Source organism: Leptothoe sp. LEGE 181152 (assembly GCF_032906605.1).
GTDB classification, from domain to species: domain Bacteria; phylum Cyanobacteriota; class Cyanobacteriia; order Phormidesmidales; family Phormidesmidaceae; genus Leptothoe; species Leptothoe turfae.
This window is the reverse complement of sequence record NZ_JASATU010000031.1, coordinates 94,853-108,629: the sequence shown is the minus strand read 5'-3', so window position 1 is coordinate 108,629 and position 13,777 is coordinate 94,853. Positions and strand designations below refer to the sequence as shown.

Below are 13,777 nucleotides of genomic sequence, written 5' to 3'. Positions count from 1 at the left end.
ATCCATTGTGATGCACCTTAAAAACGATGGTTTGTTTTTCAAGGGTTCATCACCTTTCCTCTTTTGGCAATACGTTCAGCGATTCGGCATTGAGCATCGTGCCTTTTATTTGGCCTAAATTTAGGTAGCTAGCGTGAGAATTTTCTCTAACACCAGCTGACTGAACTCTAAACTCCACGTCTGAGAACATCTAGACACTTGATGTAGCCAATGGATGATGTCATCTTTTTGGCTGGGTATTTTCTCCCTTAAGGCTGTTTCCTGCTGCTCGATCGTTAATAATGTCAACAGGTCTGACAACAACCGTTCATCGATCTGTTGCAGGTCAAACTCCTTAACTAGGGCATTGGCCCAGGTCGTATTTTGTTGGCGTAGGGCGGCGACGCCCCATCCTTTGAGCAGCATGTCTTGCCATTGGTGTTCTTTAATGGCGTAGGCAATGGCGGCTGGTTTTCCATGCCAATGGTGCAGGGATACACTGGTGAGCATCTGATATAGCCAACTCGCTTTTTCTCCCAGCCCAGCTACTGTTTTAGATGTGATTCCATCCTCTTCCCACACCGGTTCAAATGTTTTCGGGAGAGTCACCTTGATAGTTAATTCTGAAGTACTGGCTTGAAGCGATATAAACTGACTGACTCGTTCGGCCATGCGCTGACATAGGTGAGACTCTGGCAGTTTTACCAGTAGCCCAACGGTCTGTTGGCGTACAGCTTGGGCGCGATCACAACGTGCTTTTTCTAAAAAAGGTTCATCGGCTATGGATAAATTGCAGGCCAGGGAAGAGATTAAGGCTGCTCGATCCTTGGCTAACTCTGAGGACCACACAGCTTCTAGCGCTTCTCTAGCTGCATCAGCATCTGTCTCGCGCCACTGTTGTAAAAATAAAGCCCGCTCACTACGGCTACCCTCATGCCAAACGGCTGAATCTGCATGGAAATCAGTCATTCTTTGGGTTGAGCCATATTCCCAGGCTGGGTTTTGTCTGGCCAACCATTGACCCCGCTTACCAATAACGGCTGTAATCTGCGGACGAAGTTCTGACCGTTGTCGCCCAAAATGGAGGAGTTTAGGCAACAACTGTTCTGGGACACGCTGTTGAGCCTGCGTGAGTAGCCTCAACAATTCCGGCATGATGGCTGGATGTTCGGTCAAGATAGTATTTAAATGTCTGGCGGTTTGAGCAGAACAGCAGGGTAAATCTTCATCAGCACAGGGGTCTAGTAATGCCCAATCTACCGTTATCGGTAGTTGCCCCACCTGTTGATAGAGAGCTATAGCACCAGCTGCTGACAAGATAGAGCGCTCAGGCTGTTGCCAATTGAGTTGACCCAGGGCCGTCGTCAGTGTATCTACCGTTTTAGGAGGATTAGGAGACTGACGATCGGTGCCGATTAAGGCGGTGTTTAAGAGGGTTTTCCAGTATTCCATTGTCAGTCTCCTAATGGGTGAAATTGCTGCCCAGACCAAAGACTGAGGGGCAGAAATGTGCTGCCATTCCACTCGCCAAAGACCGTTAGCGGATAGCCACCGCTTAAGGCCAATAACTCCCACCCGCGTTGAAACCCGGGTGCAATGGGGAGAACTTTCCTGGCTGCATCTCGTAACCACCAGCTATCTTCTCTGGGGAGAGGCCAAACCTGGGCCAGGGTTAGGGGAAATCTCTCTAGCCAGGGATTTTGACTGAGGCTGTGGGCATAGTGACCGATGGCAGCTGCAATGGTGTTTCCAGTGGGCGGTGGTACTTGGGCGGTGGTGTTTTCCCGCAGGTCTATAAAAGCACGCTGTAGCCCAGTTCCTGGATAAAAAATTAAGTTACCGCTGAAACTGCTGCCTGGTATCAGGCTGACATCCAGTGGCTGTCGCCCATGGGCAAAGTTCAGCACGAGGGCAGATTTTTGATTCTCAGAACCCCACAGCCAGGTACGCTGCATTTGCAACTTGTCTTCTTCAATCACAACTTTGCCCAGAATTTGCCAGGTGTCAGCAACACAGTCCACCAGCGGATCCGCTTTTTCCACCCGCAGCCGCAAGTCATCTTGGGTTTGGGGCCAGCCAATTTGCGATCGCACCTCCGCCTGCATTGCGGGTGTCAAACTATCTAATCTGCCATAACTCTCCACCAGCAGATGCAACTGCCCCAGTGCCTTTAACATGCGCTCGGGCCAACCTTGGCCTGAATGGGGAATGCTACCTAGACTGCGTACTCGTCGGGCTAATCCTGGTGCTTGAGCATCCACTAACCTAGCTGCCGCCTGATCCCAAAAGCTGTAGGGCTGGTTTGGCAAAGCCGCCAGACCCTGGCGAATAATATCCTCTAACCACTGAGTTAAGTCCTCTAGTCCAGCTTCAACTTTTGCCGCTCTTTTTTCGGCTCGCTTAGCCTGGGCTGCCGGATCCGCCGCCGCTTTCTTGTGCTTAATTTGCTGACGGTTTGCTGTTTGAGCGCGTTTTTCTAACCACTCAGTTACCCAATCGGGGGGAGGATCGTTGCCAAACGCTTCAAGCTGCTCTACCAGGAGCAGAAACAAACCCAATGCATGTTTACAAGGAAACTTGCGGCTAGGACAACTGCAGCGAAAGGCCGGTTCGCTCAGGTCAATCTGAGTGCGATAGGGCTTTTTACCACTGCCCTTGCACTCACCCCACACAGCCTGCTCCGCATGACCCAGCAATGACCACTTTGACACATTGGCCAAGGATTTCCCCCGCTTTGTGGAACCCGCATCTGGCGACAGTGCCAGCACTTGCTCAGATGTCCATGCTCCAGCCATACTGCCGCTACTGCCTCACCAGACTGCAATTATATTAGTTCAAATGTACTTAATGGGCCAATATTACTGAAAAAAAGTATGCCCATACGATTAACCACAGCAGTCGATAAAGAGTTAGCTGACAGCCTGCTAACTATGAAGGTTACTAATCCATTGCCTCAGTCAGGGACTGTCAGACCTTTTTACTCTCCAATGCCCACTGGCAAAATCGACAGACAACTAATAACCAATACCTAATAACCCAGAACTTCAGCCAATTAAGTTATATTTCTCAGTCGGTTTTCAGGTTGAGTGCGTATTAATTGAAGTGACCCTTAGTTCACTGTGCGATGAAACGCTCAATTCTGCTTCCTCTAGCCCTTGCTAGCACAATGCTGTTGGCTAGCTGTGCCACATCCACTACTACATCTACGACGGCTCCAGCGGGCACCGAACAGGCTGCAGCACCCACCTATGCCGTATTTGCTGAAGATAATGTTGCGATTCGTGGAGCCGATCCCGTGGCTTACTTTACTGAGGGTGACTATACGCCGGGTAGTGAAGAATTTACCCATGATTGGGAAGGTGCAACCTGGCAGTTTGCGTCAGCAGAGAACCGCGATCTGTTTGCCGCTAACCCTGAGGAATATGCTCCCCAGTATGGTGGTTTCTGCGCCTATGCTGTCAGCCAGGGTAACACGGCACCCATTGAACCCACAGCCTGGAAGATTGTCGATGGCAAACTATATCTGAACTACAATGACAAGATTCAACAGCGTTGGGCTAAGGATATTCCTGGTTACATTGCCAAAGCTGATACCAACTGGCCTGGTGTGCTAGCGAACTAAGGCTGCTTCGACTTCGCTCAGCAGTTACTGATACCCCGTTGGCTGAGCGAAGTCGAAGCCAACGGGGTAACGGCTAGCCAATGTATTCAGAGGGGAGTGTTACACTGACGCCGCCTGAGACTGTAGGATTTCAGGTGAGCTTGTTCAATTGAGATACCTGTGAATTCTTTGAGTCAAAAACAGTCTGCGATCCAAACCTGGGTACTGCCCGTTGCCACCATTACGCTGTTTCTGTGTCTCAAGTTTTTATTTATTCGCAATATGGGCTCGGTCAATGAGTTACATCATTTGCCCATGGCTCGTCATTTTGCAGACCCCACCTGGCTGGCAAACGATATTTACTACAGTGAGCCATCCGGTTATCGACTGCTGTTTCAGCTTTTATTTGGTCACCTCACAGCGACGGTTGGATTTTTAGCCACATCCATCATTGGACGGATTCTGGGCTATCTTGCCCTAGCGATTGGCCTTTGGACCCTAGCACGCGGTCTGGAGATTCGTTTGCTAACCCTGCTGGTGGCCATTGGTCTGTTTGTTTATGTGCGTAGACCTCAAGGGGTAATCGCTGGTGAGTGGTTAATGGGCAGCATTGAACCTAAGATTTTTGCCTATAGCGCTATTTTTATGGCACTGTCGGCCATGTTTTCCGGTCGATATTTGCGCATGGTGGCGTTGTTAGGGATTGCTGCATCATTCCATGCGTTGGTGGGTGGCTGGGCATCCATTGCTATTTTGTTGTGGCTGTTATGGCGTCAGCCCAAGGTTTTGCTGGATGGCCGCCGTTGGTTGGCGGCAGTTCCCATTTATCTGGTGACGGGGATCTTTGCCTGGATAGCTGTTTTCACCCAGTTGCTAAGACCGGTTGAAGGGGGGGGAGTCTCTCCGTCCTATATCTATTCTTTTTTGCGTAACCCCCATCATGTGAACCCCTTTGCCTGGCCCCAGGATGAGTGGTTATATTTGCTGGCTTATTTGCTGGTTTTTACAGGCTGTGTTGTTTATGTTTTGAGATCGCACCCCAAACAAACACCGCAAGACAAGACCATTGCCAAGCATCGTGCAGACTTTGTGTGCTTTATTCTGTGTACGCTCATCTTGTTTGGCGCGGGTCTATTAGTGGCTCCGTTTGATAGCAATGGCCAAATTCTGCAATATTACCCGTTTCGTGTTGGCGACTTGATGCTGGCGTTAGGCACGGGTTTCTTTTTGGCGTTGGCTCTAGAACAGCTGTTGTTTCGGTATCCCATGGGTGCGATCGCAATTACTTTGGTAATTCTCTTTGGCTTTGGTGTTGAGGCCACCCGGTTTTATGACAAGGGCATGGCTTTGCAAACCTTTCCTAGCAAAGCCCAAGGCGTAAATCCCGAAATGATTGCCACGGCTAACTGGCTTAAACAACATGTGCCTGATGGTGACGTTGTTGTCTCATCTCCGGTTGATCTGAGTGCTTTACCCTGGCTTTCTGATCATCCATCAGTGGCTAAGTTTCGATTTGTTCCCAGTGCTTCATCTGCAGATGTTGATGCCTGGTTTACCCGCATTACGGAGCTAGGTGGCGGTATCGATCTGCTGAGTTATGTCGACCTGCGTAAAGATACTCGCCGTCTTATCCGCAACGATCTGACTGTAGCCTACAACAACTTAGATGCCACCCAAATAAAGGCCCTGATGGACAAGTACGAAAGTCATTATGCTGTCACGAATGCTGAACATCTTGTCGATTTACCAGTGGCGTATGAAAATCCTCGCTATCGGGTATATGCGAGCAAGTAAACCGTAATCAATCCCTTTCAGGCCGGGGAGGAAGACCTTCCTCCCCGATCCATGTTTACTAATCCCTCCCTTAAGCCGTTAGGGATTTTGCCCGGTGTACCAATGCTTCTGCCGTTAACCCATTAAAGGCAAACAGCTGACCAGCGTTGGCTGTTGTTTCACCACGCTTCCATGCCATCACATCACGGGGTAGCGTGCTGCGTAGAATAACCGGCTCCAACATGGCGCTAGAGCCACCAGTGACACCCAACAGAGCATCGCCTGCAAATAGAGTGGCAAAGTCTTCATCACTTAAGAATGTGCCATCACCATTGCGGCAGGTTTCCCAAGCAACGTCGGTGGAACGATAGAGACGTCTAGGACTAACAAGGGCAACAACTTTAGAGCCAATGCCAGCTTGAGCTAAGGTTTCAGCCGCTTCCATGACCGGTAGCAGCATCATGTCGCCCACAACGGCAAAGACAACAGTTTTCTCCCCTGGTGTTTCTTGAAGAACAATGGCACCACTTTCTAAGGCTTCATGGGTCTGAGCCAGCGTGGTGCGAATGGGTAAAGGAGATTTACTGGCTGTAATGGTAATACCTTTATTGCTGGTGCCTACAGCCCACTCATAACAAGCTTGAATGCTGTTGGCATCAACAGGAAACAAGGGAAACACATTGCCGTTGCGCATCATAGCGGCAAAGTAGTTTTCAATTTCTGGACGTTGGTGGGTCCAGCCGTTGCGCCCTTGCTCTAGCGCCCCTGCAGTAAACAGACAGATGGTAGAGGGGGTATTTCTGCGCAACTCTGCCATGGCCTGGGTGACAGTTTGCCAAATGGGCAAGCCGTTAATGACAAAGGACTCATAGGAGCACCATAAACTACGGCCCCCGAATAGGGCCTGGGCAGCGGCCATGCCAGCACAGGCGTCTTCGCTTAGGGGCTCATAAACCTGACCATTGGGGCCTTGGAAGTACAGATCATCTGTGGTGGGGTGAACAATCTTCAGGGCCTGGTTAATATTGTTAATTCCCGAAGCCGCATTGCCATCTGCGTTGGTGACAACAAAGTTAGAGTCTTGCTGACCCACGTGTCCTACCAGTAAACCCATGGCAGTGGTGGCCACTTGTTTATCACCCCCCACTGGGAACTCGTTGAGGGGGAGCTGGCCTAAGTCTGCTAAAGCAAGTTCTGATTCTGTAACCGCCGTCTTAACGTTGGGGCCACCGTTGGACCGCTCAAAGTTGGTGCGCACCAAGTCCCACCCAACAGCAGGTAATGCCCGAGTTTGCAAAGCGCTGACAATATAGTCTTTGTCTAGGGTGTCTCCGGGATAGAGATTGTGGGACTTAGCGCCACGCTTGTGTACCCCTGCCCCTTTCAGCTGCTTAACGATGAGAACGGTGAGAGTGCCAGAAAGTGCTTGTTTTGCAGCTTTATCTGTCGCTTCTAGTAGTGCCTGGGTAAAGGCCATGCGCTGCTTTAGTGAGAAAGCCGTGCTGTCTACATAGGGACCTGGCTGATCGGCATCGTCATAATCCTTGGCATCAACCAAAATCACGTCTTTAAACCCATTGCCTTGCCAGTAGGCAATCATGGCTTCATTGGACTGGGTTGACACCATGCTGTGGTGCTCTTGGGAGAATCCGTTCCACACCAAGATGGGCAGGAAGTTGGTGGACTGGGGATAGGCCGTGTTGAAGTGGGCCATACTGCTCATGATGTAAGGCTCGCCCAAACCGCCATCACCAATGGTGACGGGGAAGAGGGTGCCTGGGTTGAGCTTGGCTCCAGCCATGGCAAAGTGTTGGCCTTGACCTAGAGGACCGGCAGGATTTAACAGGCCTGGGATCTGTCCCGATAAGTGGCCCAGTAAACCGTGGGTTTCGCGGAAGCGATCGCAAAGTTGAGTGACCGTCTTAATCTCCATGGCTTCTAACGAGCGGTCTAAAAAGACAGTGCTGTAGAAACCAGGGGCATGGTGGCCCACCTCTGTAATCAAGTTCTTGTAGCCGAGCATGATCAGGGCTGCAATCTCATCAGCAACACTGGCAAACCCACCGGGGTGACCCGACTGCTTGCTGGCGGTCATTTGTAGCGTTAAATAGCGCAGGGCATCCGCAGCCAGAACAGTCTGATATACGGCTTTAGGATCACTGGGGGATGCGATCGCAACATCCCCTTCACCAATGGCAGCCGTGTCTAAGTAGGCCGCCATTTCAGCAGGGGCCTCACCAAAATATTGAATACCGTCACAGAATGCCGGAGTGGCATAAGCAGTTACCGTCATGGACTCTTGAACCCCTGAACTAGATATGGGCAGCAAATGATCAATGCCAACAATGGAGCCTACAGCCCTGCTGACTTACATGAATCATAGCTTATTTTCTATAGTAAGCTCAGCGATCATAGATAAAAGCAGTGATTAATACAGACGATGATGACATGTCATGGGTTGTTGTTTTGATGCTGTCTAATTGATTTTGCTCTTAGAGGCACCACGGATCGAGTCCAGTATCGCTTTTATAACGGTGCCACCACCTACCAAGTAGTTCTCAATTGCTGGCCCAGACAGCATTAGATGGCAGGGTTGCCGACTAGGGCAACCCTATATTAATGAGCTGCTGTATCGATAGGGTTAGGAGTTTTCGAAACGGGTGACGAGCATTTTTTCTACTAAGCCATCTGGGGTCGTTTTTTGTCCACTATCGATCCATTGGGCAAATCGCTCGGCAATGGGCAGGAGCATAGCAAACGGGCTCGTAAAGCCAGAGAAAATATGTAATCCTGCAACGCCAGGCATGGGACCAATTAGCGGTAGTCCGTCGCGGCTAAAGGTGACTACACAGTGTCGCCAGCGGCCCGGGATGTCTCTCAAACAGGGCAACTGAGCAGTGATAGCTTGACGCATTTTAGCGTCACTTTGGGCCGCATCAATGGAGTTTGTTACCAAATCTGTGCGAAACCGACTGATTTGACCGATATAGGTTGACTTATCTAAAAATTGAATTACTCCTGTATCCAAAATCGGGGGGGCAATTTCATAGGGGGGGCCATCCCAGAGACCGTCAGTGACTGGGTCACTGGCTTTGGCTTCAGCCTCAAACCGATTGGCTACCGCAGGCATGATCAAGGTACGTAGGGGCTGCTCGACGGTGGGTAAAGCAACAATTTCTGCATGGGTGTGATATAGCGGAACGGCAAGCTGTGAGTTTTTGAGTAATCGTCGGCTGTAGCCTCCAGCGGCCACGGCAATGTTCCCTGCGGCATAGGCCTGGGTCGGTGTGGTTATGCCAGTGACTCGATCGTTGATCCGTACTAAGCCAGTGACTGATGCTATAAGTTGTTGTCCTCCCAGACAGCGAAAGGCCTGATTGAGGGCCTCTAAGGTGTTAATCGGGTTGACATGGCCATGCTTGACGGTGAAAGCTCCGCCAATGGCATCAATTTTGAGTTGGGGTTCAAGGGCTTGGGCCTCTTGAGGTGTGATTAAGTGGGGTGCGATCGCAAACCGACTATACTGCTCTTCCAACTCTGTGCTATCCACACCAGGTGCAAATGTAAGCAGTAGATCGAGTTCTCGAAACTCCGTTGCTCTACCCAGCTCATCTGATAGCTGACGATGGCGTTCAATGCCCGCTTTACAAAGCTGTTTAGTAGTGGCATCTGTGCCTGACCAATAGGCAATTCCCCCATAGCTACAGCGAGTGGCACTGTCTGGATTACCATCATCCACTAGTAATACCGATTGTCCTAACTTAGCTAACTCATAGCTGAGGGCTGCACCTGCTAGTCCATTGCCGATTACGATCCAATCAAACGTCTCCATTCAGCATCCCTCAGCTTGCTTGTTTCAACCACTCACTCAAAATCTAAAATCTGAAATCAAGCATTTACCTGTTGATCACCCATTCAAAATTTAACACTTGGTTTGAGCCACTGGTCTGAGTCATTAGGGTTCATCTTTAGGTCCCTCTTCAGCGCATCTACTCTAAGGAAGCATCTAAGTAAGCAAAATCAATTAACCTCCAAATTTTGGATGTACAGACGTTCCATGGACCGTCATATTCAGCATTTACTCTTGGAAGTTAGTTATGGCTTGATCCTAACCAGGACATAACCCATGCATAGCAGTAACAGTTTGCCAATGCTTTTATGTTAGTAGAGACTCTAAGACAACAAAATTTTGTTGGTTAGAGAACTCTTGACTTTCATGGTTAGCCCTCCCACCAAAGACATAAAAAGTCTCTGGCCAATTGGCCAGAGACTTTTTTACTAGAGTGAAACTCAACAGGTAAATAAGACTGCGATGGCTATCGCATCACTATTAGGCGGTATAGCCAAATAGGCTATCTAGGTAGAGTCGATTGATATGGGGGTGATTTACGCCATTCTGTAGCAGAAACAAGGATAGAGCAGCTTGCATCATCCGTTCCTGACTCCACATTTCATGGGTATCTAAATAGTCTTTGATCGATAGATGCAAATCTTCTGGAATCTCTACCATAAGGGTGACAGTAACAGGGGCTGTAACTGGGGGCATCAGATTTAAAGCTCCTTCAAGAAGATATAGGTATGACAAACTAGTACCTAGTATTCAAGGGACTGTCATGGCTAACGCAAATGCTAGCCGCACCCTGAAGACAGTGCTCAGAAGAAGAATCACTAGGTCACTTAGGTCAGTGGAGCTTTATTGTGCAGGAGCTCTCAGAAATTAGCAATGCTCCCCACTCTTTAGATTTTTCTAAGAAGATTTTGGCCTAACGAGATGATTAGGGTTGAGCTGTTCTTTTGTTTACATGCAGTTACTCAAACGAATTGATTCTGGTCAATTGGACGTTTTCCACAGATGTTTTGAATTTGCATGACTTTGGTTCCTATCTGGGGAGAACTTATCCCAACCTGTGGAAAACTTGTGGAGAAACCTGTGGAAAACATCCTTTTTTATTAAGAAATGTATATTTCTGAATTATTCCAATAACTTTTAATTTTTTTTAGAAATATAAAGCCTTAAAAAATGGATGTTATAAGAATTTTTGTGTGTTCGGATACCTATAGGGCTGTGTTGTATTGACGTCTATAGCGTAGACATCTATTAGCGCGTAACAGATTTAGTATTAGCGAAAACGGTTGGGTGGTCAGTTTCGACGAGTCGCTTTACCTGGCCAGGGCACTAGCTGCGAGTTATTCTGGCGATTATCTAAAAAAATCCCTGACATCGCTGCCAGGGGCAATGGACTTTGCTGTTTAAAGGATTAGGAGAGATAAGGAGAGCTCAGTGGTGCTCTGTATATATAAACAGGCTCCTTCAGCTATATTCCTAAAAGGTTTTTGTGATCTTTTTTGTTTTTCCTTGTGTGTTTGATCACATGAAAAAGCCTCTGTCGGTATGACAGAGGCTTGGGTTGGTGTGTGAAGGTTGTTGGGAGAGGAAAGAGTGCCCTGGGAATAAAGCTTCACCGATAAACGGAGTTTGCACCGGGCACCCAAACTTGATAAGGCAGTCGTATCCATTAGCGGACTACGGTTTTAGTGCTAGCGTCTAGGGCGTTTAGCCGTTCTGTTTGAATATTTTCAATGGCCTTGGTTCGATCATCTTGGGCGTCCAGACGAGCCACTTGGATGGCTTCGATGGTTTTTGTCTGATTGTTGAGATATTCAACCTGAATTTTGTGATGAACCGTGGTCTTGGTGCGGTGATCGAGTGCCTCAAGGCGTTGCTGTTGCAGATTGAAACTGGTGGGTTCAGCAGCGGCAGCAATGGGGGCGAGAGTGCTAGCGTTGACTGACCAGTGGGCAGCGGATGCAACCAGAACAGTCAAAGCGGAAAGACGTGTGCGTTTCATGGTTGATGCTCCCTGATAAATCAATGAATTATTTATTTGCTCCATTGATTACCAGGATGCCGGGCCTAGCTGAACCTTATCTGACGGGTAACTGAAGGTTTCGTAAGGGCTTTCTGAGCTTGGCTGAGGAAAAATAGTGATCATCGTCACAGATTCCAGAGGCTAGTCAACAAGCTTCTAAATCTGGTTAAAATCAGTGTATTGCAATGATTTTGCGGTTTTTCAGAAATACCTGAATCAAAGAAGGGTTAGATATTTAAGTTTAGTAGTAGAAATATGCTACAGATGTGATGTTGAAGAAATAGCTCGACTGATCGAGTGGATGCGACCTGTAAGGGTGTTCCTAATTCCAGGGTCTGCCAAAATCTGGCTCATATAAACAGACCAGAATGTAGTTTGAATTTCCTATGAGATAGTTTGGTTTCGGACTTAACTACTTGCAGCCTGGAAACTGGTTGATGTGTGCCACACCATAGAAAATCAGCTCTTTATTCCGCATACGGATTTTATCAATACGCAGCTGAGTACCACTGAGGCTGAAGGAATCCAGGTCTAACAAAGCATTGACGTGTTCAATAATCGCTTTACCCAACGCTATGTCCTTATCTGTGCCACCACAGGCCACATCGACAAATGCCAGCTTAGTACGGTCATAGACCTCAATACGAGCCGTTAAAGACACAAACTGAGGTGAATTCGAGATACTGCCTATGCGCACCTGACTCAATAAGCTGATGGTCTTATCATCATTCAGTAGCATTTCAGTACTGCTGAAATGAAGGGGTTGGCCCTCAAACTCCATCCGTTGCAGTTTCTCGACTACGAATGGGGTATTAAACGATGTGGTTAAATCTTCCTCAGTCAGCACAACGCGCATGGATGCCTGGGTGGGTTGCTTGATGCGCACCTGCCCTCTAAAAATAGCGCCAAAATCAATTGACACAGCCTGCACGAACAGCTCCATCGCCTTAATGCGAAGGCCGTTATACATCAACATACTGTGGCCAACGAAATCAAAGCCGTCAACGCTTCCCTGGAGCAGTTTAGCTACAGGCTCAGCTCGCACAGTGGCTTCTAGCTTGCCCGTACGTTTAAACAGAGCAGCAATGGCAGTACTCACCGCCTTGCTGACGACTTGGTCACCGCTCTGTCCTGGAAATGGTAAGTTGCCTAACACAAAGGATGTCATTCCTGATCAGTAAGCGATTTCAATGGCTGTGACGCCGAAACCAGATTTAAGGGGTCAGCTACATTATGTACCTTTTCTTAAGAAATGTAACCAGGCGTAACGATATTTTTCGCTTATATGTGCAATTGGAAGGCTAAAAGGATTTTAGTGCAGTTTTTGTCTATGGATACGGACAAATTAATGAAATGGCTCCTGGGCTATGGGAGGATACGCCACAATAGCAAGGAAAAATCGTTAAAACGGTGACAGAAAGAGGGGTTGCGGTTGACCACTATGGCAATCAAACGATGCTCCAAGCATAGAATTTTAACGGACCGGGATAGCTATGGTTTCAATCGAGATAAATAAATTATCGGGTCATTATCCTCGTGGATGTACTTTTTTGAATGATGATTGGGATGCGATCGCACCGTTCTGGTTCCCCATTGCGTTTAGTCACGACGTTACCGATAGCCCCATCGCTGCCACCCTATTGGACCAACGATTGGTTATCTGGCGCACCAGTCAGGGCGTTTCCGTCGCTAACGACCTCTGTCTCCACCGTGGTGTGCCCATGAGTCTGGGGCACATTGATAATGATCAGCTGATCTGCAAGTACCACGGCTTTCACTACAATGCCAGCGGAGCCTGTACGCTAATTCCGGCCAATCCCCAAGCAAGTATTCCGGCCCGGCTATGTCTTAAAACCTACCCCGTTCGCGAAGCGTTTGGGTTGGTGTGGACCACCCTAAGCGGAGATGGCAGCGACGCCAATATGCCCCAGTTGCCGGAGTGGGATAGCCCAGATTATCAGCCCATTTTGCCCGATAGCATTGATATTAGTGCTGCTGTGGGCCGCCAGATGGAAGGCTTTCTCGATGTGGCTCACTTTGCCTGGGTACACCATGAAGCCTTTGCCGATCGTGATAACCCAGAGGTGCCGCCCTACACAGTGACGCCAACGTCTCAGGGCTTACGAGCAGAATATCTCAGCACAGTTAGCAACTTCCCTAAAGAATTACAGCATCGAGCTCCGGCAGACTTTAAATGGCTACGGGTATTTGATGTGTTTCTACCCTTTGCCGCTATTCTGAGGGTTCATTTTCCTGAAGGCGGTCGACTCTGTATTTTGAATGCACCGTCTCCAATTTCGGCGCGCAAGACTCGGCTATTTTCGCCATTGTGCCGCAATTTTGACCAGGAGCAGCCCCTAGAGCCAGTCTACGAATTTAACCGTCAGATTTTTACCGAGGATCAAGAAGTCGTCGAATCCCAGTACCCAGAAGATCTGCCGTTAGATCTGCGTACCGAGTGTCACATTGAAGCCGACAAAACCTCTATTGCGTACCGCAAAGGGCTAGCAAAATTAGGTCTCAGCAAAGTGTATACAGCCTGAAACAACATGGG

General features: G+C 48.6%; 10 protein-coding genes. 3 read left to right on the top strand and 7 right to left on the bottom strand.

Annotated features, from left to right (window positions below; translation table 11 throughout):
- Positions 1–120: 120 nt before the first annotated feature.
- Positions 121–1,431, bottom strand: coding sequence for a DUF5691 domain-containing protein (locus tag QGP82_RS17180; RefSeq protein ID WP_499060453.1), 1,311 nt, complete (start codon positions 1,429–1,431; stop codon positions 121–123).
- Positions 1,432–1,433: 2 nt separating this feature from the next.
- Positions 1,434–2,774 carry an SWIM zinc finger family protein gene (locus QGP82_RS17175; RefSeq protein WP_499060451.1) on the bottom strand — a complete coding sequence of 447 codons (1,341 nt, stop codon included), beginning with the start codon at positions 2,772–2,774 and terminating at the stop codon, positions 1,434–1,436.
- 329 nt (positions 2,775–3,103) lie between these two features.
- On the opposite strand from QGP82_RS17175, the gene QGP82_RS17170 reads away from it, so the two are divergent.
- Together QGP82_RS17170 and QGP82_RS17165 are read left to right on the top strand one after the other, a co-directional pair.
- Positions 3,104–3,601 carry a YHS domain-containing (seleno)protein gene (locus QGP82_RS17170; RefSeq protein ID WP_499060449.1) on the top strand — a complete coding sequence of 166 codons (498 nt, stop codon included), beginning with the start codon at positions 3,104–3,106 and terminating at the stop codon, positions 3,599–3,601.
- Between the two features lie 159 nt (positions 3,602–3,760).
- Positions 3,761–5,374: a hypothetical protein gene (locus tag QGP82_RS17165; protein ID WP_499060447.1), complete on the top strand. Its 1,614-nt coding sequence runs from the start codon at positions 3,761–3,763 to the stop codon at positions 5,372–5,374.
- Positions 5,375–5,444: 70 nt separating this feature from the next.
- Here QGP82_RS17165 and QGP82_RS17160 read toward each other — a convergent pair whose 3' ends face one another.
- From QGP82_RS17160 to QGP82_RS17140, 5 genes are all read right to left on the bottom strand, one after another.
- A complete protein-coding gene (locus tag QGP82_RS17160; protein ID WP_499060445.1) occupies positions 5,445–7,646 on the bottom strand; it encodes a phosphoketolase family protein in 2,202 nt (733 codons plus the stop codon).
- Between the two features lie 348 nt (positions 7,647–7,994).
- Positions 7,995–9,185: an NAD(P)/FAD-dependent oxidoreductase gene (locus QGP82_RS17155; RefSeq protein ID WP_163667005.1), complete on the bottom strand. Its 1,191-nt coding sequence runs from the start codon at positions 9,183–9,185 to the stop codon at positions 7,995–7,997.
- Positions 9,186–9,683: 498 nt separating this feature from the next.
- Positions 9,684–9,899 carry a DUF2811 domain-containing protein gene (locus QGP82_RS17150; RefSeq protein WP_163667003.1) on the bottom strand — a complete coding sequence of 72 codons (216 nt, stop codon included), beginning with the start codon at positions 9,897–9,899 and terminating at the stop codon, positions 9,684–9,686.
- 970 nt (positions 9,900–10,869) lie between these two features.
- Complete coding sequence (locus QGP82_RS17145) at positions 10,870–11,202, bottom strand: hypothetical protein (RefSeq protein WP_250565066.1); 333 nt, start codon at positions 11,200–11,202, stop codon at positions 10,870–10,872.
- A gap of 433 nt (positions 11,203–11,635) precedes the next feature.
- Positions 11,636–12,391: an LmeA family phospholipid-binding protein gene (locus tag QGP82_RS17140; protein WP_163667001.1), complete on the bottom strand. Its 756-nt coding sequence runs from the start codon at positions 12,389–12,391 to the stop codon at positions 11,636–11,638.
- Between the two features lie 325 nt (positions 12,392–12,716).
- Between QGP82_RS17140 and QGP82_RS17135 the strand changes: the two genes are divergently transcribed.
- Entirely contained in the window at positions 12,717–13,766 is a 1,050-nt protein-coding gene (locus QGP82_RS17135) for a Rieske 2Fe-2S domain-containing protein (RefSeq protein WP_499060442.1), read from the top strand.
- The last annotated feature ends 11 nt before the right edge of the window (positions 13,767–13,777 follow it).